The 24,612-nt window shown below is 72.3% G+C and carries 27 protein-coding genes and 4 tRNA genes; 25 read left to right on the top strand and 6 right to left on the bottom strand.

The genetic code is table 11. The features are described from left to right. Nucleotides 1-2: 2 nt before the first annotated feature. The 8 genes from ACGFT1_RS13535 to ACGFT1_RS13500 all read left to right on the top strand — a co-directional run bounded on the left by ACGFT1_RS13535 (nucleotide 3) and on the right by ACGFT1_RS13500 (nucleotide 8,201). The gene (locus ACGFT1_RS13535) at nucleotides 3-563 is read left to right on the top strand and encodes an NADH-quinone oxidoreductase subunit I (protein ID WP_373909097.1); all 561 of its coding nucleotides are present in this window, start codon (nucleotides 3-5) and stop codon (nucleotides 561-563) included. Next, entirely contained in the window at nucleotides 560-1,279 is a 720-nt protein-coding gene (locus ACGFT1_RS13530; protein WP_373909096.1) for an NADH-quinone oxidoreductase subunit J, read from the top strand. The genes ACGFT1_RS13535 and ACGFT1_RS13530 overlap by 4 nt, the downstream gene beginning before the upstream one ends. Next, on the top strand, nucleotides 1,279-1,668 hold the full coding sequence (nuoK, locus tag ACGFT1_RS13525) for an NADH-quinone oxidoreductase subunit NuoK (protein ID WP_373909095.1): 390 nt from the start codon (nucleotides 1,279-1,281) through the stop codon (nucleotides 1,666-1,668). The genes ACGFT1_RS13530 and nuoK overlap by 1 nt, the downstream gene beginning before the upstream one ends. Beyond that, complete coding sequence (locus ACGFT1_RS13520) at nucleotides 1,665-3,659, top strand: NADH-quinone oxidoreductase subunit L (protein ID WP_373909094.1); 1,995 nt, start codon at nucleotides 1,665-1,667, stop codon at nucleotides 3,657-3,659. The genes nuoK and ACGFT1_RS13520 overlap by 4 nt, the downstream gene beginning before the upstream one ends. A gap of 6 nt (nucleotides 3,660-3,665) precedes the next feature. Continuing rightward, complete coding sequence (locus ACGFT1_RS13515; RefSeq protein WP_373909093.1) at nucleotides 3,666-5,240, top strand: NADH-quinone oxidoreductase subunit M; 1,575 nt, start codon at nucleotides 3,666-3,668, stop codon at nucleotides 5,238-5,240. Next, complete coding sequence (locus ACGFT1_RS13510; RefSeq protein WP_373909092.1) at nucleotides 5,237-6,760, top strand: NADH-quinone oxidoreductase subunit N; 1,524 nt, start codon at nucleotides 5,237-5,239, stop codon at nucleotides 6,758-6,760. The genes ACGFT1_RS13515 and ACGFT1_RS13510 overlap by 4 nt, the downstream gene beginning before the upstream one ends. Nucleotides 6,761-6,951: 191 nt before the next feature. Then, on the top strand, nucleotides 6,952-7,812 hold the full coding sequence (gene htpX, locus ACGFT1_RS13505; protein ID WP_373909091.1) for a zinc metalloprotease HtpX: 861 nt from the start codon (nucleotides 6,952-6,954) through the stop codon (nucleotides 7,810-7,812). After that, nucleotides 7,809-8,201, top strand: a complete 393-nt coding sequence (locus ACGFT1_RS13500; protein ID WP_373909090.1) for a YccF domain-containing protein — start codon at nucleotides 7,809-7,811, stop codon at nucleotides 8,199-8,201. The genes htpX and ACGFT1_RS13500 overlap by 4 nt, the downstream gene beginning before the upstream one ends. 39 nt (nucleotides 8,202-8,240) lie before the next feature. Here the strand turns inward: ACGFT1_RS13500 and ACGFT1_RS13495 are convergent, their stop codons facing one another. Then, nucleotides 8,241-9,494 (bottom strand): APC family permease, encoded by a 1,254-nt coding sequence (locus ACGFT1_RS13495; RefSeq protein ID WP_373909089.1) that lies wholly within the window; start codon nucleotides 9,492-9,494, stop codon nucleotides 8,241-8,243. A 154-nt stretch (nucleotides 9,495-9,648) separates the two neighbouring features. Here ACGFT1_RS13495 and ACGFT1_RS13490 point away from each other — a divergent pair, with 154 nt between their 5' ends. Beyond that, nucleotides 9,649-9,915 (top strand): GlsB/YeaQ/YmgE family stress response membrane protein, encoded by a 267-nt coding sequence (locus ACGFT1_RS13490; protein WP_356824061.1) that lies wholly within the window; start codon nucleotides 9,649-9,651, stop codon nucleotides 9,913-9,915. Nucleotides 9,916-9,984: 69 nt separating this feature from the next. On the opposite strand, the gene ACGFT1_RS13485 is transcribed toward ACGFT1_RS13490, so the two are convergent. Next, the gene (locus ACGFT1_RS13485; protein ID WP_373909088.1) at nucleotides 9,985-10,473 is read right to left on the bottom strand and encodes a YajQ family cyclic di-GMP-binding protein; all 489 of its coding nucleotides are present in this window, start codon (nucleotides 10,471-10,473) and stop codon (nucleotides 9,985-9,987) included. Between the two features lie 227 nt (nucleotides 10,474-10,700). Here ACGFT1_RS13485 and ACGFT1_RS13480 point away from each other — a divergent pair. The 4 genes from ACGFT1_RS13480 (at nucleotide 10,701) to ACGFT1_RS13465 (ending at nucleotide 11,981) form a co-directional block, all read left to right on the top strand. Further along, nucleotides 10,701-10,782 (top strand) — tRNA-Tyr (locus ACGFT1_RS13480). Nucleotides 10,783-10,918: 136 nt separating this feature from the next. Beyond that, nucleotides 10,919-11,275: a DUF6233 domain-containing protein gene (locus tag ACGFT1_RS13475; RefSeq protein ID WP_373909087.1), complete on the top strand. Its 357-nt coding sequence runs from the start codon at nucleotides 10,919-10,921 to the stop codon at nucleotides 11,273-11,275. Between the two features lie 44 nt (nucleotides 11,276-11,319). Continuing rightward, a complete protein-coding gene (locus ACGFT1_RS13470) occupies nucleotides 11,320-11,544 on the top strand; it encodes a hypothetical protein (protein ID WP_030641125.1) in 225 nt (74 codons plus the stop codon). 224 nt (nucleotides 11,545-11,768) lie between these two features. Further along, on the top strand, nucleotides 11,769-11,981 hold the full coding sequence (locus ACGFT1_RS13465) for a hypothetical protein (RefSeq protein ID WP_356818770.1): 213 nt from the start codon (nucleotides 11,769-11,771) through the stop codon (nucleotides 11,979-11,981). Nucleotides 11,982-12,132: 151 nt separating this feature from the next. On the opposite strand, the gene ACGFT1_RS13460 is transcribed toward ACGFT1_RS13465, so the two are convergent. Together ACGFT1_RS13460 and ACGFT1_RS13455 are read right to left on the bottom strand one after the other, a co-directional pair. Continuing rightward, nucleotides 12,133-12,789 carry an NAD(P)H-binding protein gene (locus tag ACGFT1_RS13460; protein WP_373909086.1) on the bottom strand — a complete coding sequence of 219 codons (657 nt, stop codon included), beginning with the start codon at nucleotides 12,787-12,789 and terminating at the stop codon, nucleotides 12,133-12,135. Between the two features lie 89 nt (nucleotides 12,790-12,878). Beyond that, a complete protein-coding gene (locus ACGFT1_RS13455) occupies nucleotides 12,879-14,144 on the bottom strand; it encodes an amidohydrolase family protein (protein WP_373909085.1) in 1,266 nt (421 codons plus the stop codon). Between the two features lie 381 nt (nucleotides 14,145-14,525). Here ACGFT1_RS13455 and ACGFT1_RS13450 point away from each other — a divergent pair. The 8 genes from ACGFT1_RS13450 (at nucleotide 14,526) to ACGFT1_RS13415 (ending at nucleotide 19,595) form a co-directional block, all read left to right on the top strand. After that, nucleotides 14,526-14,598: transfer RNA gene (locus ACGFT1_RS13450), tRNA-Thr, on the top strand. Nucleotides 14,599-14,644: 46 nt separating this feature from the next. Next, nucleotides 14,645-14,717, top strand: a tRNA-Met gene (locus tag ACGFT1_RS13445). A 90-nt stretch (nucleotides 14,718-14,807) separates the two neighbouring features. Next, nucleotides 14,808-14,972: a 50S ribosomal protein L33 gene (rpmG, locus tag ACGFT1_RS13440; protein WP_003948671.1), complete on the top strand. Its 165-nt coding sequence runs from the start codon at nucleotides 14,808-14,810 to the stop codon at nucleotides 14,970-14,972. A 161-nt stretch (nucleotides 14,973-15,133) separates the two neighbouring features. After that, the gene (locus ACGFT1_RS13435) at nucleotides 15,134-15,586 is read left to right on the top strand and encodes a MaoC family dehydratase N-terminal domain-containing protein (protein WP_373909084.1); all 453 of its coding nucleotides are present in this window, start codon (nucleotides 15,134-15,136) and stop codon (nucleotides 15,584-15,586) included. A 7-nt stretch (nucleotides 15,587-15,593) separates the two neighbouring features. Continuing rightward, nucleotides 15,594-16,022, top strand: coding sequence for a MaoC family dehydratase (locus tag ACGFT1_RS13430; protein WP_373909083.1), 429 nt, complete (start codon nucleotides 15,594-15,596; stop codon nucleotides 16,020-16,022). A gap of 131 nt (nucleotides 16,023-16,153) precedes the next feature. Further along, a complete protein-coding gene (locus ACGFT1_RS13425) occupies nucleotides 16,154-16,723 on the top strand; it encodes a TetR/AcrR family transcriptional regulator (RefSeq protein ID WP_373909082.1) in 570 nt (189 codons plus the stop codon). 118 nt (nucleotides 16,724-16,841) lie between these two features. Continuing rightward, entirely contained in the window at nucleotides 16,842-18,305 is a 1,464-nt protein-coding gene (locus ACGFT1_RS13420; RefSeq protein ID WP_373909081.1) for an MFS transporter, read from the top strand. Nucleotides 18,306-18,404: 99 nt separating this feature from the next. Beyond that, the gene (locus ACGFT1_RS13415) at nucleotides 18,405-19,595 is read left to right on the top strand and encodes a UDP-N-acetylmuramate dehydrogenase (RefSeq protein WP_373909080.1); all 1,191 of its coding nucleotides are present in this window, start codon (nucleotides 18,405-18,407) and stop codon (nucleotides 19,593-19,595) included. 33 nt (nucleotides 19,596-19,628) lie between these two features. On the opposite strand, the gene ACGFT1_RS13410 is transcribed toward ACGFT1_RS13415, so the two are convergent. Both ACGFT1_RS13410 and ACGFT1_RS13405 read right to left on the bottom strand, forming a co-directional pair. Continuing rightward, nucleotides 19,629-20,669, bottom strand: coding sequence for an adenosine deaminase (locus tag ACGFT1_RS13410; RefSeq protein ID WP_373909079.1), 1,041 nt, complete (start codon nucleotides 20,667-20,669; stop codon nucleotides 19,629-19,631). Between the two features lie 128 nt (nucleotides 20,670-20,797). Beyond that, entirely contained in the window at nucleotides 20,798-22,024 is a 1,227-nt protein-coding gene (locus ACGFT1_RS13405) for a pyridoxal phosphate-dependent aminotransferase (protein WP_373909078.1), read from the bottom strand. A gap of 261 nt (nucleotides 22,025-22,285) precedes the next feature. Between ACGFT1_RS13405 and ACGFT1_RS13400 the strand changes: the two genes are divergently transcribed. From ACGFT1_RS13400 to rplK, 4 genes are all read left to right on the top strand, one after another. Then, nucleotides 22,286-22,358: transfer RNA gene (locus tag ACGFT1_RS13400), tRNA-Trp, on the top strand. 106 nt (nucleotides 22,359-22,464) lie between these two features. Beyond that, complete coding sequence (gene secE, locus ACGFT1_RS13395; protein WP_121787390.1) at nucleotides 22,465-22,749, top strand: preprotein translocase subunit SecE; 285 nt, start codon at nucleotides 22,465-22,467, stop codon at nucleotides 22,747-22,749. An 80-nt stretch (nucleotides 22,750-22,829) separates the two neighbouring features. Next, entirely contained in the window at nucleotides 22,830-23,732 is a 903-nt protein-coding gene (gene nusG / locus ACGFT1_RS13390) for a transcription termination/antitermination protein NusG (RefSeq protein WP_373909077.1), read from the top strand. A gap of 399 nt (nucleotides 23,733-24,131) precedes the next feature. Further along, complete coding sequence (gene rplK, locus ACGFT1_RS13385) at nucleotides 24,132-24,566, top strand: 50S ribosomal protein L11 (RefSeq protein WP_020941656.1); 435 nt, start codon at nucleotides 24,132-24,134, stop codon at nucleotides 24,564-24,566. The last annotated feature ends 46 nt before the right edge of the window (nucleotides 24,567-24,612 follow it).

Here is a 24,612-nt window from a genome sequence, read left to right as displayed (position 1 = left end):
CCATGGCCCCCATCCCCGGCTCCGGCCTCGCCAAGGGCCTGGCCGTCACCCTGCGCACGATGACCAGGAAGACGGTCACCGAGCAGTACCCGGACGCCCTGCCCGAGCTGCCGCCCCGCACCCGCGGAGTGATCGGGCTGTTCGAGGAGAACTGCACGGTCTGCATGCTGTGCGCCCGCGAGTGCCCGGACTGGTGCATCTACATCGACTCCCACAAGGAGACGGTCCCCCCGGCCGCCCCCGGCGGCCGTGAGCGCAGCCGCAACGTCCTCGACCGGTTCGCGATCGACTTCGCCCTGTGCATGTACTGCGGTATCTGCATCGAGGTGTGTCCTTTCGACGCGCTGTTCTGGTCCCCGGAGTTCGAGTACGCCGAGACGGACATCCGTGACCTCACCCACGAGCGCGACAAGCTCCGCGAGTGGATGTGGACCGTCCCGGCCCCGCCCGCCCTGGACCCCGGCGCGGAGGAGCCCAAGGAGATCGCCGCCGCCCGCAGGACCGCCGAGAAACTGGCCGCCACGCAGACCGCACCGGACCAGCCGCAGGGAGGTGGGTCATGAGCCTCGCCGCGACCGGGTCCCTCGCCACGGCCGGGACGAGTACGCACCTCGCCGCGGCCGGGCACGGCTTCCTGTCCCCGACCGGTGTCGAGATCGCCTTCCTCCTCGTCGGCCTGGTCACCCTGGGCGCCGCGTTCGTCACCGTCACCACCCGGCAGCTGGTGCACGCCGCCCTGTGGCTGGTGGTCGCGCTCGGCGGCCTCGCCGTGGAGTACCTGCTGCTCACGGCCGAGTTCATCGCCTGGGTGCAGGTCCTGATCTACGTCGGTTCCGTCGTCGTCCTCCTCCTGTTCGGCCTGATGCTCACCAGGGCCCCCATCGGGCGCTCCCCGGACGCCGACTCCGGCAACCGCTGGGCCGCCCTGGCCGTGGCGGTGGCCGCCGCCGTCGCCCTGGTGTGGGTCGTCGTGGACGCCTTCCGCACGACCTGGATCGACCTGGACGGCCCGGCCGCAGGAACCACCCGGGTCACCGGCTCCAGCCTGTTCCGGCACTGGGTGCTGCCCTTCGAGGCCCTGTCCGTGCTGCTCCTCGCGGCCCTGGTCGGCGCGATCGTCCTCTCCCGCAAGGCGGACGCGGACGCGACCGCGGCACCTGCGGCCCCTGGGAACGCGACCGCCGCACCTGCCGCTCCGGGGGACGGGACCGCCGCACCTGCCGCTCCGGGGGACGGGACCGCCGCACCTGTGGCCCCGGGCAAGGAAGGCGCCCGCTGATGCACCTCGCCTACCCCGCCGTGCTCTCCACCCTCCTCTTCTGCACCGGCCTCTACGGCGTCCTCGCCCGCCGCAACGCCATCCTGGTGCTGATGTCGGTCGAGCTGATGCTCAACGCCGTCAACCTCAACCTCGTCGCCTTCGACGTCTGGCTCAGCCGGACCGCGCGGGACACCCTGCACTCCGGCCAGGCGCTGACCCTGTTCACCATCGCCGTCGCCGCTGCCGAGATCGGTATCGGCCTGGCGATCGTGCTGGCCGTGTACCGCAACCGCGGCACCTCCGACATCGACAAGCTCCGCGACACCGCCGAGGGCCCCGAGACGGAAGGCCCCGGCACCGAGGGCCCCGGCGGCCCGGCGGGCGAGAAGGCTGAGGCCGCCGCGTGACCACGACCACCCTCGCCGTCCTCGTCCCCCTCCTGCCGTTCCTGGGTGCCGCGGCCGGCCTGCTGCTCGGCCGCACCGCCCCCGGCTTCGTCCGCCCGCTCGCGGTGCTGCCACCGCTGGCCTCCCTCGTGCTGGCCGCGCTGGTGGCCGTGCGCCAGGGCGGCGGGACGGCCGTCGACGCCCACACCGAACTGACCCCCACCGGGTCCGTGCCCATCGAGCTGGCCCTGGACATCGACGGCTTCGCCGCACTGGTCGCCGTCCTGGTCGCGTTCGTCGCGGCCTGCGTGCAGACGTACTCGACGGGCTATCTGCGCGACGACCCGCGCTACCCCTCGTACGCCGCTCTGGTCTCCCTGTTCACCTCCGCGATGCTCATGGTCGTCTACTCCGGCGACCTGATCGTGCTGCTGGTCGGCTGGGAGGTCATGGGCATCTGCTCCTACTTCCTGGTGGGCCACTACTGGGAGACCCCCGAGGCACGAGCCGCCTCCCTGAAGGCCTTCTTGGTCACCAAGCTCGGTGACGTGCCGTTCCTCATCGGCCTGTTCGCGCTGGCCACCGACGCCGGATCGTTCCGCATCACCCGCGTCCTCGGCACCGTCGCGAGCGGGGGCCTGGACCATCCGACCGTGATCGCGCTGCTGCTGCTCGCCGGCGTGGCGGGCAAGTCGGCGCAGTTCCCGCTGCACACCTGGCTGCCGGACGCGATGGCGGGCCCGACACCCGTCTCGGCGCTGATCCACGCCGCGACGATGGTCGCCGCCGGTGTCTACTTCGTCGCCCGTCTCCTCCCCGTCTTCGAGGCCTCGCAGGCCGCGATGCTGGTCCTCGCCGTCATGGCCGCCGTCACGATGACCGGCTCCGGTCTCGCCGCGCTCGCCCAGGACGACATCAAACGCGTCCTCGCCTACTCGACGATCGGCCAGCTCGGCTACATGACCGGCGCCCTCGCCGTCGGCGACCGCGGTGCCGCCGTCTTCCACCTCCTCGCGCACGGCGCCTTCAAGGCGCTGCTGTTCCTCGCGGCCGGCGTGATCATCCACGCCGCCGGCACCAACTCGCTCGCCGCCATGTCCCGCATGCACGGCCTGCGCGACCGTGTCCCGGACGCCTACTGGACGATGACCGTGGCGCTGCTCGCGCTCGCCGCGATCCCGCCCTTCAGCGGCTTCTTCTCCAAGGAGTCCGTCCTGGGTGCCGCCGAGCACGTGACGTCGGGCCACACCGGGCCCGCCCCCGGCGCCGCCGGCTGGATCGTCCTCGTCGCCGGTCTGCTCACCGCGCTGCTGACCGCGGCCTACGCCACCCGGCTGTGGCTGCTGGCCTTCCGCGGACGGGGCGCCGAGGCCCCCGACCACGGCCGCCAGCCCCTGACCATGACCGTGGTGCTGTGGGTCCTCGCGATCCCCTCCCTCGCCTTCGGTGGGCTCGCCTACCGGGCGCTGCCCGACTGGTTCGACGGCCGCGACCTCACCCCGACCCTGCTCACCTCCATCCTCGGCACCGGTCTGGCACTGGCCGGCGGACTGCTCACCTACGGCGCCTGGCAGCGCACCGCCGCGCTCGCCGCCCGCACCCCGATGGGCGCCGTCGCAGCCCACCCCGGGGGCGACGCCGGGCTGGTCGAGGCCGAGGCCATCGCCACCCACGAACCGGCCTACGGCGACATCGCCCAGGCCTTCGACCCGGCCGACCCCGGGCGGCTGCTGCTCGGCCCGCTGCACCGGCACGCGGCCGACGGCTTCCACCTGGACGCCGTGTACACGGCGCTGTTCGTCCGCCCGGTCCAGGCCGGGGCGCGTCTCGTCCGGTTCCTCGACCGCGAGGTCGTCGACACCTACGTGCGCGGCGCCGCCGCCCTGCCCCGGCTTCTCGGGTCCGCCGTGCGGCGCGCCCAGACGGGCAATGTGCAGACCTATGTGAGCGCGCTGCTCGCCGGCACCGTCGTCCTGGCGGTCGCCGTCCTCCTCGTGGCCTCGGGAGTCTGAGCAGCCGTGATCGATATCAACGAGTCCGTGATGCAGTTCCTTCTGGCGTTCGTCGTCGCCGGCCCGCTCCTCGGCGCCGTCGCCGCCCTCCTCCCGGCCCCGCCCGGACTGAAGGGGAAGTCGCCCGAGCAGGCCGTGCTGCGGCACGGCGTGACCGTCACCGGCGTGATCCTCGTCGCCGCGGTCGCCCTCGCGCTCGGCTTCGACCACGACCACCCGTCGAGGATGCAGGCCACGACCGACATCAGCTGGATCCCCGCGCTCCACGTGCGCATCCACCTCGGCACCGACGGCATCTCACTCCCCCTTCTGGTCCTGACCGCGCTGCTGACCTTCCTCTGCGCGCTGTACTCCTACTTCAAGCCGCCGACGGGCCCGTCCCCGAAGGCGTACGTCGCGCTGCTGCTCCTGCTCGAGTCCGGCACCCTCGCGACCTTCGCCGTCCTCGACCTGCTGCTGTTCTTCCTCGCGTTCGAGACGGTGCTCATCCCGATGTACTTCCTCATCGCCCGCTGGGGCGGCGAGGACCGGACCCGTGCCGCGTGGAAGTTCATCCTCTTCACGCTGCTCGGTTCCGTGGTCATGCTGCTCGGCCTGCTCCTGATCGGGATCAAGGCGGGCACATTCGACATGGTGGCGCTCGCCACTGACAACGGCCGTTCACTGACCGCGTCCGTGCAGGTCATCGCCGTTCTGGCGATCGGGATCGGGCTCGCGGTGAAGACGCCGATGTGGCCGCTGCACAGCTGGCTGCCCGACGCCCACACCGCCGCGCCGACCGTCGGCTCCGTCCTGCTGGCCGGGGTCCTGCTGAAGATGGGTACGTACGGGTTCGTCCGGATCCTCCTGCCCGTGGCCCCGCACGGCTTCCGCACCTTCGCGCCGTACCTCGCCGCGTTCGCCGTCGTCGGGATCATCTACGGATCCCTGGCGTGCCTGGCCCTCGCCCGGCGGGGCGCGAGAGGTGACCTCAAGCGCCTCATCGCCTACTCCTCCGTCGGCCACATGGGCTTCGTCCTGCTCGGCATCGCCACCATGACCCCGACCGGAGTGAACGGCGCCCTGTTCGCCAACATCGCCCACGGCCTCATCACCGGCCTGCTCTTCTTCCTGGTCGGCGGGGTGAAGGACCGCACCGGCACCACCGACCTCGACACCCTCGCCCAGGGCACCGGTGGCGCGCTGTACGGCAGGGCACCGCGGTTGGGCGGTCTGCTGGCCTTCGGCGCGGTCGCCTCCCTCGGCCTGCCCGGCCTCGCGGGGTTCTGGGGCGAGATGCTCGCGCTGTTCGGGTCGTTCCGGCCCGCCGCCGGCCTCAGCCGGCCGGCCTTCCTCACCTTCATGGCGATCGGCGCGTTCGGCACCCTGCTCACCGCCGCGTACATGCTGATCGTGGTCCGCCGCGTCTGCATGGGCGGCGCCGAGCGGGAAGTCCCGCGCGTCGCCGACGTCCACGGGTACGAGTTCGCGGCCTGGACCCCGCTCGTCACCCTCACCGTCGTCGCCGGGCTGTGGCCGAGGGTCCTGCTCGGCCTCACCGACCCGGCCGTGCAGCAGCTCCTCGCAGGAGGCACCCGATGAGCGCCCTGGCCCAGCCGCTCGCCCAGTCGGTCGTCCAGTCCGTCGACTGGCTCGCCGTCGCCCCGCCCGTCGTCACCGCGGCCGTCGCCCTCGCCGTCCTCGTCGCCGACCTGTTCCTGCCCAAACCCCGCAAGGCCGCCCTCGGCTGGCTGTCCGTCGCGGGTCTCGCCGCGGCGGCCCTGCTGCTCCTGCCTCTCCTGGACGGCGACCGCAGCACCTTCTGCACGGACGGCCACGCGCGCGCGTGCAGCTACACCGCCGACCACTTCACCCTCGTCATCCAGTTCCTCGTCCTGGGCGGCGCCCTGCTCGCCGCCCTGCTGTCCGTCACCCACCTGGACGACGAGCGGCGGCGCGTCCCGCCGGGCGAGTTCTGGTTCCTGCTGCTGTCGTCCGCCGCCGGCGCCGCCCTGCTGCCCGCCTCCCGCGACCTTGCGACCCTGATCGTCGCCCTGGAGGTAGCCTCCCTGCCCGCCTTCGCGCTCGTCGGCATCCGGCACGGCGACAAGCGGTCCTCCGAGGCGGCCCTGAAGTTCTTCCTGTCCTCGGTCACCGCCACCGCGGTCAGCCTGATGGGCGTCAGCTTCGTCTACGCCTCCACCGGGAGCCTCTACCTCACCCGGATCGCCCAGGGGCTGCCGCACGTCGACGGGCAGCTGCACACCCTCGCCCAGACCGGCGTCGTCCTCACCCTCGTCGGCTTCGCCTTCAAGACGGCCGCCGTCCCCTTCCACTTCTGGGTGCCCGACACCTACGTGGGCGCCCCGCTGCCCGTCGCCGCCTACCTGTCGGTCGTCGGCAAGGCGGTCGGCTTCTCCGGCCTCATCCTCGTCACCGTCGTCGCGTTCCCGTCGTACGCGGACGTCTGGGGGCCCGCGCTCGCCGTCCTGGCCGCCCTCACCATGACCGTCGGCAACGTCGCCGCCCTGCGCCAGCAGGCCACGCGCGCGTACAGCGCCGTACGGCTGCTCGCCTGGTCCTCCGTCGGCCAGGCCGGCTACCTGCTGGTGCCGATCGCGGCCGCCGGATACACCCAGGACGCCGAGAAGGCGATCGGCTCCACGGTCGCGTACGCCCTGATGTACGCCGCCGTGAACCTCGGTGCCTTCGCGGTGGCCGCCCTGGTGGGCCGCGACCGCCCACTGAACCGGATCAGCGACTACCGGGGCCTGTACGCCACCAACCCGCTCACCGCGCTGCTCCTGGCGTTCTTCCTGCTGTGCCTGGCCGGGCTCCCGCCGGGCGTCATCGGCCTGTTCGCCAAGGTCACCGTGTTCTCGGCGGCCGTCGACGCGGGTCTCGGCTGGCTCGCCGCCGTCATGGCCGCCAACGTCGCCATCGCCCTCTTCTACTACCTCCAGTGGACCGCCCTGCTGTTCCGCGCCCCCGAGGGCGAGGCCGCCCGGCACCGTGTCCCGGCCCCCCTCACGGCCGCCCTCGCCCTCACCGGAGTGCTCGGCGTCGCCCTGTCCGGAGCACCGCAACTGGTCCTCCGTTTCGCGGCCACCGGACTCTTCTGAGGAGTGGCCACGCGCGCGCGGGCCACTCGTGCCGCCTCGCGCGCGCCCCGCCGCACCTTCCCGCCACCCGTACGGCCGACGCGCGCCACCGCGGGCACCGGGGAACTCGCGACAGCCGCCTGGCGTTGTCACCAGCGGGAGGGTCCACTGGATCAGAGTGTTCCCCAGCTGTACGACTTGGAGGGCGCACCGTGCACCGCCGGCACAACGGGCTCAGGACCGCCGTACTCCTCGGGGGACTGTCCGCACTCATCATCGTCATCGGCAGCTTCTTCGGACGCGCCGGACTGATCGTCGCGGTCCTCGTCGCCCTGGGCACGAACGCGTACGCGTACTGGAACAGCGACAAGCTGGCGCTGCGCGCGATGCGGGCCCGCCCGGTCAGCGAGTTCGAGGCTCCGGCGCTGTACCGCATGGTGCGCGAGCTGTCCACGCAGGCCCGCCAGCCCATGCCCCGGCTGTACATCTCGCCGACGGAGGCCCCCAACGCCTTCGCGACCGGCCGCAACCCGCGCAACGCGGCCGTGTGCTGCACCGACGGCATCCTGCGCCTGCTGGACGAACGCGAACTGCGCGGCGTCATCGGCCACGAACTCAGCCACGTCTACAACCGGGACATCCTCATCTCGTCGGTCGCCGGCGCCCTCGCCTCGGTGATCATGTTCCTGGTCAACTTCGCCTGGCTGATCCCCATCGGCCGGTCGGACGACGACGACGGCCCCGGCCTGCTCGGCATGCTGCTGATCATGATCCTCGGCCCGCTCGCCGCCACCCTGATCCAGCTGGCCGTCAGCCGCTCCCGGGAGTACGAGGCGGACGCCTCGGGTGCCCAGCTGACCGGTGACCCGCTCGCCCTCGCCCGTGCCCTGCGCAAGCTGGAGACCGGCACCCGGCAGCTTCCGCTGCCCCCCGAGCCCCGGATCGAGACGGCGAGCCACATGATGATCGCCAACCCGTTCCGTCCGGGCCAGGGACTGTCCAAGATGTTCTCCACGCATCCCCCGATGGCGGAGCGCATCGCCCGCCTCGAGAAGTTGGCAGGCCGTCAGTGAAAACCATCCTGAATGTCATCTGGCTCGTCCTGAGCGGCTTCTGGCTGTTCCTCGCCTACGTGCTCGCCGGTGTCCTGCTGTGCGTCACGGTCATCGGCATCCCCTTCGGCGTCGCCGCGTTCCGCATCGGCGTCTACGCGCTGTGGCCGTTCGGGTACACCACGGTCGAGCGCCGCGACGCGGGTGCCGCCTCCTGCGTCGGCAACGTCCTGTGGCTGGTCCTGGCCGGTTGGTGGCTGGCGCTCGCCCACATCGCCACCGGCATCGCCCTGTGCGTCACCGTCATCGGCATCCCGTTCGGCATCGCCAACTTCAAGCTGATCCCGGTCTCCCTGCTGCCGCTGGGCCGCGACATCGTCCGCACCGACGAACCGTTCGCGGCCCGCTGACCACGCCGACGGCGCCCCGCCACGCACCCTGACGGCGCGTCACAGCCCGCGCCCGCCCGCCCACCGCCGCCGTGCGCCGTAGACCGCCACGCCCGCCAGGAGCACCCCGGCGCCCACGGCCACCGACCCCACGGGAAGCGCGCACGCCAGCAGCCCGCAGCCCAGCAGACCCACCGCCGGCACCACACGCGACAGCGGGGCCCGGCTCAGCGTCCAGGCCGAGGCGTTGGCGACGGCGTAGTAGGCCAGCACGCCGAAGGACGAGAAGCCGATCGCGCCGCGCACGTCCACCGTCGCGGCCAGCACGGCCACCACCGCGCCCACGGCCAGCTCCGCCCGGTGCGGCACCCCGAAGCGGGGGTGCACGGCCGCCAGCGCGCCCGGCAGGTGCCCGTCCCGGGCCATGGCGAGCGTCGTACGGGACACGCCGAGGACCAGCGACAGCAGCGAGCCCAGCGCGGCGAGCGCCGCCCCGGCCCCCACCACCGGGACGAGCCCCGGCACGCCGGCCGCCCGCACCGCGTCCGCCAGCGGCGCCGCCGCCTGCCCGAGCCCGTCCGCCCCGAGGACGGCGAGCACCGCGACGGCCACGCACGCGTACACGGCCAGTGCGATCCCGAGGGCCGTCGGGACCGCCCGCGGGATCGTGCGCGCCGGATCGCGCACCTCTTCCCCGAGCGTGGCGATCCGCGCGTACCCGGCGAACGCGAAGAACAGCAGCCCGGCCGCCTGGAGCACCCCGCCGGGCCCCGACGGGAGACCGACGGCCAGCCGGCCGGCGTCGGCCCGGCCGGAGGTGAGACACACGACGACCACGGCCGCGAGCACGGCGAGCACGACCGCCACGATCACCCGCGTCAGCCACGCCGACTTCTGGACACCGCCGTAGTTCACGGCCGTCAGGACCACCACGGCCGCGACCGCCACCATGTGCGCCTGCCCCGGCCGGACGTACACCCCCACGGTGAGCGCCATGGCCGCACAGGAGGCGGTCTTGCCGACCACGAACGCCCACCCGGCGAGATATCCCCAGAAGGCGCCCAGCCGCTCCCTGCCGTACACGTACGTCCCGCCCGACGCCGGATGGCGGGCGGCGAGCCGGGCCGAGGACATGGCGTTGCAGTAGGCCACCACGGCGGCCACGGCCAGCCCGGGCAGCAGCCCCGGGCCGGCCGCCCGTGCGGCGGGCCCCAGAGCCGAGAAGACGCCGGCGCCGACCATGGCGCCGAGCCCCACCACCACGGCGTCCCGCACGCCCAGGGTGCGGCGCAGACCGGTGCCGGTACGTGTCATGCGCCGCACCCTACTGATCGCGGCAACCGCCGGACGGTCCCGTGACGTCCTCTTCACCGACACGGCACGAACACGCGCGCGACGCGCGGCGGTCCTCGGCACGAACCCGGGGGCCGGACCGTGCGGACACAGCGCGGAAGGGCAGGTTCACGGCATGAGCATCATCGGTTGGATCATCCTCGGACTGCTGGCCGGAGCCATCGCCAAGGTTCTGCTGCCGGGCCGCGACCCCGGCGGCTTCATCGGTACGACCCTCATCGGCATCGCGGGCGCCTTCATCGGCGGCTGGATCTCCTCCCGCTGGCTCGACCACCCGATCAGCAAGCACTTCTACGACGGCCCCACCTGGGCGGCGGCCATCGGCGGCTCCCTGGTGCTGCTGATCGTCTACCGCCTGCTGTTCGGCAACTCACGGGACTGAGCACGGCACGACGCACGAAAGGGGCGGGCACCCCCGGGCGCCCGCCCCTTTCGCTTCGTCGTCCCCGGCCTACCGGTAGTTCACGAACTGGAGCGCGAAGTCGAAGTCCTTGCCCTTCAACAGGGCGATCACGGTCTGCAGGTCGTCGCGGCTCTTGGAGCTGACCCGCAGCTCGTCCCCCTGGACCTGGGCCTTCACGCCCTTGGGGCCCTCGTCGCGGATGATCTTCGCCACCTTCTTCGCGTTGTCCTGGGAGATGCCCTCCTCGATCGACGCGAAGATCTTGTACTCCTTGCCGGAGAGCTGCGGCTCGCCCGCGTCCAGCGCCTTCAGGGAGATGCCGCGCTTGACCAGCTTGGACTGGAAGACGTCGAGGACGGCCTTCACCCGGTCCTCCGAGTTCGCCTCCATGAGGATCTTGTCACCCGACCACGCGATCGAGGCGCCCACGCCCTTGAAGTCGTAGCGCTGCGAGATCTCCTTGGCGGCCTGGTTGAGGGCGTTGTCGACCTCCTGCCGCTCGACCTTCGAGACGATGTCGAAACTGGAGTCGGCCATGTCCTGTGGCTCCTTGTATCGGGGTGCGTATCGGATGCGTGCCGGCGTGCGCGGCGGCGGCCACCGGGCCCGGTGGGCACCGGGCCGCATCCGCACCAGCCTAGCCACCCCACGGGCCGGGAGGCGGCGGTCAATCGGGTGGCGAAGCACCCTCGGGCATCGGGTATTGTTTACGTCGTTGCCGGGGAGCACCGCCGAAAGCGGATGCGACACGGCGGCACAACCCCGGCGGTGTGCCCGAGCGGCCAAAGGGAGCAGACTGTAAATCTGCCGGCTCAGCCTTCCCAGGTTCGAATCCTGGCGCCGCCACACGGGAACGAGGACCCCGTGACCTGCGAAAGCAGGTCACGGGGTCCTCGTCGTTGTGCTGTCCGGCGGGGGCCGTGGCCGCATCCGGGCCGGGCCCGCTGTCGCGTTCCGTTCCCGCGGGACTAGAATCGAACATGTGAACGAGAACCGTCCGCTGACGCGTCTCGACATGCTGCGCTTCGCCCGCCGCGTCGTCGAACACCAGGCTGCCCGGCAGCTTGCGCTGATGGACCGGTGGATCGCGGATGAGGAGCGCCGGGAGGCGGCCGGACGGAAGCGGCGGCCCGCCCCCCGGCAGGCCGCCGCGGAGTGGGCCGTCGAGCGCGCACTGAACGGCCGCGGCGCGGTGTACGTCCACGCCGGCGCCTGTACGGCCGCCGGCGGACGGGCGAAGGACGTGGACCGCGAGCAGGCGGTACGCGCACTCACCGAGGAAGGGGTCCCCGCGTGCCCGCTGTGCCGGCCGGACACCGCGCTGGGGATCCTCGAATGACCGGCCCGGGTGCGGGCCCGAGCCGACCGGATGATGCTGGAGCCATGGCAGGGAAACGTCCGATCATCGTGCACCTGCCGTCCCCGACCGGCGGTCGCCGGGTCCGGGTGGACGGCGAGATCCTCGGCCTCGCGCACAACGTGCGGGACCTGGTGGAGTTCCTGCGCCGGGCGGGGCTGGAGATCGAGCCGGAAGAGGTCGCCGATTCACCGCTGATCGACTGGCGCGGCGTGGGGCCCGACCGGTGGGAGGCGGAGACCCGGACGTGACGGACGGCCCGCCATCCGACCCATGACGCCACCCGGCCCCACGCCGTCACCCGGACCCATGACGCCACCCCCGTCACCCGCCCCAACGCCGCCGCTCCGCCCGGCTCCACCGTCACCTCGCCCCGGGCCGGCGCACGCAGTCGCCCCCCGGTCAGGCGCACCAGGCGCCCGCCCAGGCCTCGGCGCGGGCGCGTCCACGGCCCGGCCGGGGCACACTGGCGGGCATGTCCTCCCGACGCAGAACCTGCCCCGTGTGCCACCGCGAGATCGCCGTCGTCGCGGGCCGCTTCGCGCGGCACGACCCGCCCGGGACGCGCGAGAGCGCCGGCCTCGTCTCCTGTGCCGGCTCCCGGCAGCCCGCACAACTGGGGGCGGCCCAGCCCTCGCTGGACGGGTACGTCGTACCGGACTTTCCCGGGCAGTTGCCGTTGTTCTGACGCGGGGTCCGAGCCTGTCGGGCCGTCGGAGGGTGGGTGGGACGGCACGGCGGGTTGCGTGCCGCTGCCCCTGGTCCCGCCGACCCGTCGGCCCGTCAACTCGCCACCGCTCGGCGCGTACGACCCATGAACGGCCGGCCGGCGGCCGCCCTCAGTTCCCGGCCACCGACTTCACCGCGACCGACACCGGCGTCGAACCGCCGACCAGTTCCAGCGTGAGCCCGGTCGTCGCCGGAGTGTCCACCAGCTCCGCGAGAACGGCCGCCACGTCGTCCCGCGGGACCGCGCCGCGACCCGTGTGCGCCTCCAGCCGGACCAGCCCGGTGCCCGCGTCGTCCGTCAGCGAACCGGGGCGCAGAATCGTCCAGTCGAGCGCCTCCTGCCGGGTGACGTACGCGTCGGCCTCGCCCTTGGCGCGCAGGTACACGTCGAAGATCTCGTCGCCCTGGTGCGAGGGGTCCGCGCCCATCGAGGACACCACCACGAACCGGCGAACACGCGCGCGTACGGCCGCGTCCGCGAACAGCACCGCCGCGCCCCGGTCCACGGTGTCCTTGCGGGTCGTACCGCTGCCCGGGCCCGCGCCGGCCGCGAAGACCGCCGCGTCCGCTCCCTGGAGGTGTGCCGCGACCTCCTCCACCGAGGCCGACTCCAGGTCCAGCAGGACCGGTTCGGCACCGGCGGCCCGCAGATCGTCGCCCTGTTCGGCCTTGCGGATGATGCCCGCCACCTGCTCTCCGCGCGCGGAGAGCAGGCGCTCCAGCCGCAACGCGATCTGACCATGACCACCAGCAATGACAATGCGCATGATTCCGACCGTACGCCCGAGGGGGCGCATCCGCCGCACGAGTGGGCCGGCGAGCGCGGCACCCGGGGGGCGCACGCGCGCGTGGACGTTCAGGACGGCTCGCCGCGCCCCTGCCGCGGCAGTCCCAGCTCCGCCGTCGCCGCCGAGTCGCAGTACTCCCGTACCGCGCTCGTCCGGGTCACCACCCGGCCCCGGTGCACCACGATCCGGCTGTAGGCCAGGGAGAGGGCGCCGGCCAGGTGGTCACCGCGTACGGCGAGGAGCTCGGCGGGGAAGCCCGCCTCCACGCGGACCTCGGGCAGGCCCAGGGCCGTACGCGCCGAGGCGCACACGGCGTCGTAGGCGTCCTGCGGGCGCAGGCCGTGGGCGGAGGCGAGGAGGTAGGCGGCCTCCAGGGGATCGCCGCGTCCGACGGGGTTCGACACGTCGCGCAGGGCGCCGCTGCCGGCCGCCACCCGCACTCCGGCCGCCCGCAGCAGCCGTACCGGAGCCGTGCCGCGCCGGTCGGCGCTGCCGCAGCCGCCCTGGGGCAGGCACACCACGGTCACACCGGCCGCCGCGAGCTGGTCGGCGACCCGGCGGGCGGCCTCGCCGGGCAGGCGCGCGAGACCGGTGCAGGGTCCGATCGCCACGCCGGGGCGCAGGCCGCCCGCCATCGCCGCGAGCCGGGACAGCCGGGCCGGGTCGGCGGCGTCCGTGTGCAGGTCCACCGGACAGCCGTGTTCGGAGGCGACCTCCAGGACGGCCTCCACGTAGCCGGTGGGGTCCGGGTCCAGGTCCGGGCAGCCGCCCACCACGGACGCGCCCATCTTCACGGCGTCCCGCAGCACCGCCAGCCCGTCGGCCCCGGCCGCTCCGGTCAGCAGCCGGGGCATCGCCACCGCCGTCAGTTCCGCGAGTCCCCGCAGCGACCGCCGGGCCCGCAGGACCGCGCCCAGCGCACCGAGTCCCTGGACGTCGCCGACGCGCACGTGCGCGCGTACCGCCGTCGCCCCGTGCCCGAGTTGGAGCAGGGACGCCTCCGTCACCCGGCGCTGGATGTCCTCGGGCGCGTACGACACGGGGCCGGGGCGCTCGGCGGTCAGGGCGGTGTCGCCGTGGGCGTGGGGTTCGGCCGGGGCCGGCAGGAGCAGGTAGCCGCTCAGGTCCACGCGTGCGGCGGCCGTACGGGCCGGGCCCGGGGTGAGGCTGCCGGTCGTGCCCACCGCCTCGATGCGCCCGCCGCCCAGCCGTACGTCCACGGTCCGCCCGTCGGTGAGCCGGGCCCCGCTGAGCAGGAGGACGTCCCCATCGGACGCCCCGGACGAACCCGGCGAGTTCGACGGCGGGTGCGGCTGCGGCTGACTGTCGGGCATCGCGCTCCAGGGTCGGGGCCGGGGGACCGGCCGGACCGGGGTCGGGGGATCCCGGGGCCGCGCGGGCCCCAAGATCACGCAGAGTGAGACGAGCCTAGGGTGGCGAGCCGTGCGGGGCGGGTAGGAGCGCAATAGTCGTACCGGCGTGGTCCGCCCCAGGTGGTGCACGTGTCGCCCACCCGCGTGGCCCGTGCCGCGCGCGGCCGCCCCGGACGCACGACGACGCCGTCCGCCGCGTCCCTGACCCGCCGCGCCCGGGCCCGGCGGGCACCCCGCCCGGGGTCCAGGAGGCGGGTGAGAGGCCCGGGAAGCGGGTCGCGAGGGGCGGTGGGATACGGATTTGGGTGAACGGCGGCGGACCGTGTAATGTCTTCATCGCTCGCCCCAATAGCTCAGTCGGCAGAGCGTCTCCATGGTAAGGAGAAGGTCAACGGTTCGATTCCGTTTTGGGGCTCTGGTGTGAGAGGTTCCCGTCGCGAGACGGGAGCTGATCTCATCAAAGCGGTGTAGCTCAGTCGGTAGAGCAAGCGGCTCATAATCGCTGTGTCACCGGTTCAAGTCCGGTCACCGCTACTGACAGTAGCCGATTGCGGGGTCGGTCCTTCGATCGGCTACTCTTGCTTGCGTTGAACCAGTCCATCCGTTCGTCTTAGGAGCACTCACGTGGCTGCCACCGACGTCCGCCCGAAGATCACGCTGGCCTGCGTGGAGTGCAAGGAGCGGAACTACATCACCAAGAAGAACCGGCGTAACAACCCGGATCGTCTGGAGATGAAGAAGCACTGCCCGCGTTGCAATGCGCACACCGCGCACCGCGAAACGCGATAAATCAGGCTCGTTCGTGAGGCCGTCCCCTTCCGTGGGGGCGGCCTCACGGCGTTTTCACCGGCCCTGCATCCCGCCCCGCCCGCGCCCGGCCCCCTGCGCATTCCGTGGCCGGCTTCCGGCTAATTTGGGGCCAGCACAGCAGACATCAGGAGGTGCGGGCCATGGCGCTCGACCAGTCCTTCGTGGGACGGACGTACCCGCCCACCGAGCCCTACGAGGTGGGCCGGGAGAAGATCCGCGAATTCGCCGAGGCGGTGGGCGAGACCAACCCGGTGTACACCGATCCCGAGGCTGCCAAAGCGCTGGGTCATCCCGACGTGATCGCACCGCCGACGTTCGTGTTCTCCATCACGTTCCGGGCCGCCGGTCAGGTCGTCCAGGACCCGCAGCTGGGACTGGACTACAGCCGCGTGGTGCACGGCGACCAGAGATTCGCCTACGCCCGCCCGGTCCGCGCCGGCGACCGGCTGACGGTCACCTCCACGATCGAGGCGATCAAGTCGCTCGCGGGCAACGACATCCTGGACGTCCGCGGTGAGGTGCACGACGAGACGGGCGAACGCGTCGTGACCGCCTGGACCAAGCTCGTGGCCCGCGCGGCCGAGGAGGCGTGACGACACGATGACGGCGAAGATCGCTTACGACGACGTCGAGGTCGGCACCGAGCTGCCCGCGCAGAGCTTTCCCGTGACCCGCGCCACGCTCGTGCGGTACGCGGGCGCCTCCGGGGACTTCAACCCGATCCACTGGAACGAGAAGTTCGCCAAGGAGGTGGGCCTGCCGGACGTCATCGCGCACGGCATGTTCACCATGGCCGAGGCGATCCGGGTGGTCACCGACTGGGCCGGGGATCCCGGCGCCATCGTGGAGTACGGCGTCCGCTTCACCAAGCCCGTCGTCGTCCCGAACGACGACCGGGGCGCCCTCGTCGAGGTCAGCGCCAAGGTCGCGGCCAAGCTGGACGGCAACACCGTGCGCGTCGACCTGACCGCCATGAGCGGCGGTCAGAAGGTGCTGGGCATGTCCCGGGCGGTCGTGCGCCTGGCCTGACGGCCGGCGGCCTGCCTGGAGGTGAGGGGCGTCCCCTGGGGGCGCCCCTCACGCATGATGGGCCCCCCCTGCGCCCGGTCCCCGTGCGGCGGGGGCTTGCCCAGTTAGTGATTGAGCACTAACTTAGGTCCATGCCCAGGATGAGCGCAGAGGAGCGACGCGAGAGCGTCGTCCGCGCGGCGACCGCCGAGTTCGCGCGCGGTGGTTACCACGGCACCTCCACGGAGGCGATCGCCAGACGGGTCGGTGTCTCGCAGCCGTACCTCTTCCGGCTCTTCCCGAGCAAGAAGGCGATCTTCCTGGCGGCGGCCGAGCGCTGTGTGGAGGACACCATCCGGACCTTCGAGGACGCCTCGCAGGGGCTGCGGGGCGAGGAGGCCCTGCACGCCATGGCGGACGCGTACACCAAGGTCATCGCAGAACGGCCGGAGCGGCTGATGATGCAGATGCAGATGTACGTCGCCGTGGCGTCCGCGGAGCAGGAGGGTGACCGCGAGTTCGGCGAGAGCGTGCGCGCCGGCTGGATGCGGCTGTGGGACACCGTTCGGCTGGTGCTCGGCGCGGACGTCGAGGGGACGACCGAGTTCCTGGCGTGCGGCATGCTCATCAACTGCCTCGTGGCCATGGGCTTCCCGCCCGGCCACCGGGTGTGGGAGGGGCTCTACCCGTCGGCCCGCCCCACGGGCCACCTGAAGGCGTAGCGCGACCGGGGGGGTCACCGTGCGGCCTCCCGCAGGGCCTCGCAGCCCTCAGGGGCCGTCCACGCCCGCGAAAGTTAGTCATCGATAACTAACCGGAATCACCCGCTCAGGGGGAGCGATGCCACAGAACACCGCAGCACCCGACACCACCGCACCGTCCCGCGCGGGTGCCGTGTGGGCCCTTGTCATCACCAGCGCCGCCGGCTTCATGGCGTCCCTGGACAACCTCGTCGTCACCACGGCGCTGCCCTCCATACGCCAGGACCTCGGCGGCGCGCTGGACGACCTGGAGTGGACCGTCAGCGCCTACACACTCACCTTCGCCGTCCTGCTGATGACCGGCGCCGCGCTCGGCGACCGCTTCGGACGGCGCCGGCTCTTCGTCGCCGGACTCGCCGTCTTCACCGGCGCCTCCGCCGCCGCGGCCCTGGCCCCCGGCATCGGCTCGCTGATCGCGGCCCGCGCGGTCCAGGGCATCGGCGCGGCCGTGATGATGCCGCTCACGCTGACCCTGCTGACCGCCGCCGTCCCCGCGGCCAGACGCGGCACCGTCTACGGCATCTGGGGCGCCGTCAACGGGCTCGCCGTCGCCTCCGGGCCGCTCATCGGCGGCAGCCTCACCGAGCACGTCTCCTGGCAGTGGATCTTCTGGCTGAACGTCCCGCTCGGCCTGGTCGCGCTGCCGCTCGCCCGGCTGCGTCTCACCGAGTCGTACGGCGCCGGCACCCGGCTCGACGTCCCCGGCACACTGCTCGCCAGCGGCGGGCTCTTCGGGATCGTGTACGGGCTGGTCCGCGGGCCCGCCGACGGCTGGACCGACCCGGTCGTCCTGACCGCGCTGACGTCGGGCGGAGCGCTGCTGGCGGGCTTCGTGCTCTACAGCTCGCGCGCCGCGGCCCCCATGCTGCCGATGCGGCTGTTCCGCTCCCGCGCCTTCGCCGGCATCAACGCGGCCGGCCTGCTGATGTTCGTCGGCATGTTCGGCTCGATCTTCCTGCTCAGCCAGTACATGCAGGGAGTGCTCGGCTACTCGCCCACCGAGGCGGGCCTCAGGATGCTGCCCTGGACCGGCATGCCGATGCTCGTCGCGCCCGTCGCCGGGATCCTCTCCGACCGCATCGGCGGCCGGCCGGTCGTCGCCGCGGGCCTGTTCCTCCAGGCGGCCGGCCTCGCCTACATGGCCCGGGTGGCCACCACGGACGCCTCCTACGCCGTCCAGCTGCCCGCCCTGATCATCAGCGGCGTCGGCATGGCCCTGTACTTCGCCCCGGCCGCCGACCTGGTCATGTCCAGCGTCCGCCCCCAGGAGCAGGGCATCGCCTCCGGTGCGAACAACGCCCTGCGCGAGGTGGGCGGCGCGCTCGGCATCGCGGTCATGGCGTCGATCTTCTCCGCGCGGGGTGGCTACGGCTCCGCGCAGTCCTTCGTGGACGGACTGCGGCCGGCGCTGGTCACCGGCTCGGCGGTGGTCGCCCTCGCCGCGGTCGCGGCCCTGCTGATCCCGGGCCGCCGCGGCGCCGGCCGGTCGGTGCGGGCGGCCGGCCAGCCCTCGGCACCGGTCCTGGAGACCACCTCCGGCTGACTTCGCACCCGTAGGGGGAGACGGCGGCCGCGGGAGGAACGGCGTGCACGCGCGCGTGGGCCACGACAGGCCCACGCGCGCGTGGCGGTTCGCCGCCCCATGCCCTTCCGGGCCCCGCGGCATCGGCGGGCCACGCGGGGGAGGGGCCCCGGCCGGCCCACCGCCGGCCCGTTCGCGTGCGTGCGGCATGCGGGGCGGTCGGAGGTGTCGGAGGTGTCTCGTAGTCTTGGGCCCGTGCAGGTACTCCACGACGCCCCCCTCGCCCCGCTGACCACCTTCCGGCTGGGCGGTCCCGCGACGCGGCTGCTGACCGCCACGACCGACGCCGAGGTGATCGCCGCCGTCCGCGAGGCCGACGACAGCGGCACGCCGCTGCTGGTGATCGGCGGTGGATCGAACCTGGTCATCGGCGACAAGGGCTTCGACGGCACCGCGCTGCGCATCGCCACGCGCGGTGTCGAACTGCGCGGCACCAGCCTGGAGGTGGCGGCCGGCGAGGTCTGGACCGACGCCGTGGCCCGCACCGTCGAGGCCGGACTCGCCGGGATCGAGTGCCTGGCCGGCATCCCCGGATCCGCGGGTGCCACGCCGGTCCAGAACGTGGGCGCCTACGGCCAGGAGGTGTCCTCGACGATCACCGAGGTGATCGCCTACGACCGGCGCGCCGGCGAGACCGTCGCGCTGGCCGGCGAGGAGTGCGCGTTCTCCTACCGCCACAGCCGCTTCAAGGCCGACCCCGAGCGCTACGTCGTGCTCCGGGTCCGCTTCGAGCTGGAGGACGCCGGCGGGATGTCCGCGCCGGTGAAGTACGCCGAGGCGGCGCGCGCGCTCGGTGTCGGGCCCGGCGACCGTGTGCCGCTGGCCGACGCCCGCGAGACCGTGCTGAAGCTGCGCGCGGGCAAGGGCATGGTGCTGGACGCCGAGGACCACGACACCTGGTCGGCCGGGTCCTTCTTCACCAACCCGATCCTCACCGACGAGCAGTTCGCCGCGTTCCACGCGCGCGTGCGCCGGCGGCTGGGCGACGGCGTCGAGCCGCCCGCCTACCCGGCGGGACAGAGCCGTACGAAGACGTCCGCGGCCTGGCTGATCGACAAGGCGGGCTTCACCAAGGGCTACGGCACCGGGCCCGCCCGCATCTCGACCAAGCACACCCTCGCCCTCACCAACCGGGGCGGCGCCACCACCGAGGACCTCCTGGCCCTCGCCCGCGAGGTGGTCGCCGGCGTCCGCGAGGCCTTCGGCGTCACGCTGGTCAACGAGCCCGTGACGGTCGGCGTCAGCCTGTAGCCGTACCGGCCCGGCGACCCGGCCGCCCACGCCTCAGGCCGCCGGGCGGGTCAGCCAGTCGTCCACGCCGGCCAGCAGCCGCGCCTTGACGTCCTGCGGGGCGGCCGAGCCCCGCACGGACTGCCGGGCCAGCTCCGCGATCTCGGCATCCGTGAAGCCGTGCGCGTGGCGGGCGATCTCGTACTGGGCGGCCAGCCGGGAGCCGAACAGCAGCGGGTCGTCGGCGCCGAGCGCCATCGGGACGCCCGCCTCGAAGAGGGTGCGCAGCGGGACGTCCTCCGGCTTCTCGTACACACCGAGCGCCACGTTCGAGGCCGGGCACACCTCGCAGGTCACGCCGCGGTCGGCCAGCCGCTTCATCAGCCGCGGGTCCTCGGCGGCGCGCACCCCGTGCCCGAGCCGCGTGGCGTGCAGGTCGTCCAGGCAGTCCCGGACGGACGCGGGGCCGCTCAGCTCGCCGCCGTGCGGTGCCGACAGCAGGCCGCCCTCGCGCGCGATGTGGAAGGCCCGGTCGAAGTCGCGCGCCAGACCCCGCCGCTCGTCGTTGGACAGCCCGAAGCCGACCACGCCCCGGTCCGCGTACCGCACCGCGAGGCGGGCCAGCGTGCGGGCGTCCAGCGGGTGCTTCATACGGTTCGCGGCGACCAGCACGCGCATGCCGAGGCCGGTCTCCCGCGAGGCCGTGTCCACCGCGTCCAGGATAATCTCCAGCGTCGGGATCAGTCCTCCCAGCCGCGGCGCGTACGACGTCGGGTCCACCTGGATCTCCAGCCAGCCCGAGCCGTCCTTCAGGTCCTCCTCGGCGGCCTCCCGTACCAGCCGCCGGATGTCCTCCGGCTCGCGCACGCAGGAGCGGGCCGCGTCGTACAGCCGCTGGAAACGGAACCAGCCCCGCTCGTCCGTGGCACGCAACTTGGGCGGTTCCCCGCTGGTGAGGGCCTCCGCCAGCGTCTCGGGCAGATGTACTCCGTACTTGTCGGCCAGTTCCAGAACCGTCCCCGGCCGCATCGAGCCGGTGAAGTGCAGGTGCAGATGGGCCTTCGGCAGCTCAGAGAGATCACGTACACGCTCCATTCCCAGATCCTGCCGTATGTCCCCGCCGTCCCGGTAGCCGTTTCCCCGTTCGGGGTCTTGCCCGCACACAGGAGCGGGCCGCCTCCCCGCAGGGAAACGGCCCGCACGCGCGCGTGGAAGGGGAGGAACTAGTCCCGCGCCTCCGCCAGCAGCTTCTGCATCCGGCTCACGCCCTCGACGAGGTCCTCGTCGCCGAGCGCGTACGACAGCCGCAGGTAGCCCGGCGTGCCGAAGGCCTCACCCGGGACGACCGCGACCTCGGCCTCCTCCAGGATCAGCGCGGCCAGCTCGACGGTGTCCTGCGGGCGCTTGCCGCGGATCTCCTTGCCGAGCAGCCCCTTGACCGACGGGTAGGCGTAGAAGGCACCCTCGGGCTCCGGGCAGACCACACCGTCGATCTCGTTGAGCATCCGCACGACGGTCCTGCGGCGCCGGTCGAAGGCCTCGCGCATCTGCGCGACGGCCTCCAGGCCGCCGGACACGGCGGCCAGCGCGGCCACCTGGGCGACGTTGGAGACGTTGGAGGTGGCGTGCGACTGGAGGTTCGTCGCGGCTTTGACCACGTCCTTCGGGCCGATGACCCAGCCCACGCGCCAGCCGGTCATCGCGTACGTCTTCGCCACACCGTTGACCACGATGCACTTGTCGCGCAGCTCGGGCAGGAGCGCGGGCAGCGACACGGAGACGGCGTCGCCGTAGACCAGGTGCTCGTAGATCTCGTCGGTCAGCACCCACAGGCCGTGCTCGGCGGCCCAGCGGCCGATCGCCTCCGTCTCGGACTCGGAGTACACCGCGCCGGTCGGGTTGGACGGGGAGACGAACAGCACGACCTTCGTCTTCTCCGTGCGCGCCGCCTCCAGCTGCTCGACCGAGACCCGGTAGCCCGTCGTCTCGTCGGCGACGACCTCCACCGGGACACCGCCGGCGAGACGGATCGACTCCGGGTACGTCGTCCAGTACGGCGCCGGGACGATGACCTCGTCGCCCGGGTCGAGGATGGCGGCGAACGCCTCGTAGATGGCCTGCTTGCCGCCGTTGGTGACCAGGATCTGCGAGACGTCGGGCTCCCAGCCGGAGTCGCGCAGCGTCTTCGCGGCGATCGCGGCCTTCAGTTCGGGCAGGCCGCCGGCCGGCGTGTAGCGGTGGTACTTGGGGTTCTTGCAGGCCTCGACGGCCGCCTCGACGATGTAGTCCGGGGTCGGGAAGTCGGGCTCACCGGCGCCGAAGCCGATCACCGGACGACCGGCGGCCTTCAGGGCCTTGGCCTTGGCATCCACGGCAAGGGTGGCGGACTCGGAGATCGCGCCGACGCGGGCGGAGACCCGGCGCTCGGTGGGAGGGGTTGCAGCGCTCATGCGGCCCATCGTTCCAGACCGGAAAAGTCCCCGGCACACGGGTTTCACAGACTGAACAGCAACGGGTCGAGTCGTGAACACGGGTCCGAATCCGGCCCCCGGCCAGGACGATCTTCGGTCACGGCGTTCCGGACGGGCGCTTTCTGTTCGACGCCGGGGCTCGGACCACGTACACTCTCACCTCGTTGGCCTCCAGCAGCCGTGTTCCAGCCGGTGCACACCGAGCATCCGGGCGGATGCGGTACGTTGGTGGGCAAACAAAGGGTCGTAGCTCAATTGGTAGAGCACTGGTCTCCAAAACCAGCGGTTGGGGGTTCAAGTCCCTCCGGCCCTGCTACACACACCGCCAGGATGTGTGCGCATGTACGTCCAGCAATGCACCGCCGTGCGGCTCAGGAACCGGGCGCGGCACGGCCACGACCCGGGATCAGGTGAGGATTATGACGGACGCCGTGGGCTCCATCGATACGCCTGATGCCCAGGACGAGGTGCCCGAGTCCAAGAAGGCCCGCAAGGGCGGCAAGCGCGCCAAGAAGGGCCCGCTGAAGCGCCTGGCCACCTTCTACCGCCAGATCGTCGCGGAACTCCGCAAGGTCGTCTGGCCGTCACGCAACCAGCTGACGTCGTACACCACCGTGGTGATCTTCTTCGTCGCCATCATGATCGCGCTGGTGACCGTGATTGACTATGGGCTCAACCACGCGGCCAAGTACGTTTTCGGCTGAGCCAAAAGCGAAGGGCGCCGTGGTACCGGCGCCCGTTTTCGCATGTTCCACCCCTATGTATCCAGGAAGAAGCAGCCATCGTGTCTGACCCGAACCTGAACGACGCCATCGAGCCGGACAAGACGGTCGATGACGAACTCGACATCGTCGAGGGCGCGGACGAACAGGACGAGTTCGAGGCTGCCGAGGCCGAGTCGGGCGAGTCGGCCGAAGAGGCCGCCCTGCACGTCGAGGACGAAGACGGCGATGACGCCGACGAGGCCGACGAGGAGACCGCCGTCGCGGACGCCGACGAGGACGCCCTCGTCGACGAGAGCGACGAGGACGCCGTCGCGGAAGTTGCCGACGAGGAGCCTGCCGCGCCCGTCGACCCCATCCAGGCCCTGCGCGACGAGCTGCGCGCCCTGCCCGGCGAGTGGTACGTCATCCACACCTACGCCGGGTACGAGAACCGCGTGAAGACCAACCTGGAGCAGCGCGCCGTCTCGCTGAACGTCGAGGACTACATCTTCCAGGCCGAGGTGCCGCAGGAAGAGGTCGTCCAGATCAAGAACGGCGACCGCAAGACGATCAAGCAGAACAAGCTGCCGGGTTACGTCCTGGTCCGCATGGACCTCACCAACGAGTCCTGGGGCGTCGTCCGCAACACCCCGGGCGTCACCGGCTTCGTCGGCAACGCCTACGACCCGTACCCGCTGACCCTGGACGAGATCGTCAAGATGCTCGCCCCGGAGGCCGAGGAGAAGGCCGCCCGCGAGGCCGCCGAGGCCGAGGGCAAGCCCGCTCCGCAGCGCAAGGTCGAGGTCCAGGTGCTGGACTTCGAGGTCGGCGACTCGGTCACCGTCACCGACGGCCCGTTCGCCACGCTCCAGGCGACCATCAACGAGATCAACCCCGACTCGAAGAAGGTCAAGGGCCTCGTGGAGATCTTCGGCCGCGAGACGCCGGTCGAGCTGTCCTTCGACCAGATCCAGAAGAACTGAGCATCGCCCCGAGGGCGCCCCACCGGTGACAACCGGGCCGGGGCGCCCTCGGCATGTGCGCAGCGGTCGACCGGCGGCCCTTCGCGTCCGGCCCGCCCGCCTGCGGCCACGCGCCGCAACCCGGTGAGCCGCGACGAGTCGCGCGCCGGTGAGCGCGGGCGCGACTCGATCCCGGCCGCGCCGCTCGCGCCGGACGGCACGCCCCCGCCCGCGCTGCCCGCCGGAACCGCGCGGCCGACGGCCCGGACGGATCCGCGCAAGCCGCCTGACCTGGACGATTTCTTGTCCCGAGGGCACAGCGGCTATCGTTGTGCGGTATGCCATCTGCGGGATCGTGCACGGCATGGATCCGGATGACGCGGATGGCAGTCAACCTCTCAGCAAGGACCCGGAGAGAGCATGCCTCCCAAGAAGAAGAAGGTCACGGGGCTTATCAAGCTCCAGATCAACGCCGGTGCGGCGAACCCGGCTCCGCCGGTCGGCCCCGCGCTGGGCCAGCACGGCGTCAACATCATGGAGTTCTGCAAGGCCTACAACGCCGCGACCGAGTCGCAGCGTGGCTGGGTGATCCCGGTGGAGATCACGGTCTACGAGGACCGCTCCTTCACCTTCGTCACCAAGACGCCGCCGGCCGCGAAGATGATCCTCAAGGCCGCTGGGGTCGAGAAGGGCTCGGGCGAGCCGCACAAGACCAAGGTCGCCAAGATCACCGAGGCGCAGGTCCGCGAGATCGCCGAGACCAAGATGCCCGACCTGAACGCCAACGACCTGGACGCCGCGTCGAAGATCATCGCCGGCACCGCCCGCTCCATGGGCATCACGGTCGAGGGCTGAACCCCACCCCCAGCAGTCATGCGGCCGTAGCCGGTCGCACGTGGCA

Origin of the sequence: Streptomyces sp. Y20 (assembly GCF_043195475.1) — a bacterium.
Taxonomy (GTDB): Bacteria; Actinomycetota; Actinomycetes; order Streptomycetales; family Streptomycetaceae; genus Streptomyces.
This window is presented reverse-complemented; position numbering and strand designations above follow the sequence as displayed.

Bases quoted from the DNA above. Each gene is read 5' to 3' on its own strand.
- ACGFT1_RS13535 (WP_373909097.1), top strand. From the start codon at position 3: ATGGCCCCCATCCCCGGCTCCGGCCTCGCCAAGGGCCTGGCCGTCACC.
- ACGFT1_RS13530 (WP_373909096.1), top strand. From the start codon at position 560: ATGAGCCTCGCCGCGACCGGGTCCCTCGCCACGGCCGGGACGAGTACG.
- nuoK (WP_373909095.1), top strand. From the start codon at position 1,279: ATGCACCTCGCCTACCCCGCCGTGCTCTCCACCCTCCTCTTCTGCACC.
- ACGFT1_RS13510 (WP_373909092.1), top strand. From the start codon at position 5,237: ATGAGCGCCCTGGCCCAGCCGCTCGCCCAGTCGGTCGTCCAGTCCGTC.
- ACGFT1_RS13495 (WP_373909089.1), bottom strand. From the start codon at position 9,494: ATGACACGTACCGGCACCGGTCTGCGCCGCACCCTGGGCGTGCGGGAC.
- ACGFT1_RS13490 (WP_356824061.1), top strand. From the start codon at position 9,649: ATGAGCATCATCGGTTGGATCATCCTCGGACTGCTGGCCGGAGCCATC.
- ACGFT1_RS13485 (WP_373909088.1), bottom strand. From the start codon at position 10,473: ATGGCCGACTCCAGTTTCGACATCGTCTCGAAGGTCGAGCGGCAGGAG.
- ACGFT1_RS13470 (WP_030641125.1), top strand. From the start codon at position 11,320: ATGGCAGGGAAACGTCCGATCATCGTGCACCTGCCGTCCCCGACCGGC.
- ACGFT1_RS13465 (WP_356818770.1), top strand. From the start codon at position 11,769: ATGTCCTCCCGACGCAGAACCTGCCCCGTGTGCCACCGCGAGATCGCC.
- ACGFT1_RS13460 (WP_373909086.1), bottom strand. From the start codon at position 12,789: ATGCGCATTGTCATTGCTGGTGGTCATGGTCAGATCGCGTTGCGGCTG.
- ACGFT1_RS13455 (WP_373909085.1), bottom strand. From the start codon at position 14,144: ATGCCCGACAGTCAGCCGCAGCCGCACCCGCCGTCGAACTCGCCGGGT.
- ACGFT1_RS13435 (WP_373909084.1), top strand. From the start codon at position 15,134: ATGGCGCTCGACCAGTCCTTCGTGGGACGGACGTACCCGCCCACCGAG.
- ACGFT1_RS13430 (WP_373909083.1), top strand. From the start codon at position 15,594: ATGACGGCGAAGATCGCTTACGACGACGTCGAGGTCGGCACCGAGCTG.
- ACGFT1_RS13425 (WP_373909082.1), top strand. From the start codon at position 16,154: ATGCCCAGGATGAGCGCAGAGGAGCGACGCGAGAGCGTCGTCCGCGCG.
- ACGFT1_RS13420 (WP_373909081.1), top strand. From the start codon at position 16,842: ATGCCACAGAACACCGCAGCACCCGACACCACCGCACCGTCCCGCGCG.
- ACGFT1_RS13415 (WP_373909080.1), top strand. From the start codon at position 18,405: ATGCCCTTCCGGGCCCCGCGGCATCGGCGGGCCACGCGGGGGAGGGGC.
- ACGFT1_RS13410 (WP_373909079.1), bottom strand. From the start codon at position 20,669: ATGGAGCGTGTACGTGATCTCTCTGAGCTGCCGAAGGCCCATCTGCAC.
- ACGFT1_RS13405 (WP_373909078.1), bottom strand. From the start codon at position 22,024: ATGAGCGCTGCAACCCCTCCCACCGAGCGCCGGGTCTCCGCCCGCGTC.
- secE (WP_121787390.1), top strand. From the start codon at position 22,465: ATGACGGACGCCGTGGGCTCCATCGATACGCCTGATGCCCAGGACGAG.
- rplK (WP_020941656.1), top strand. From the start codon at position 24,132: ATGCCTCCCAAGAAGAAGAAGGTCACGGGGCTTATCAAGCTCCAGATC.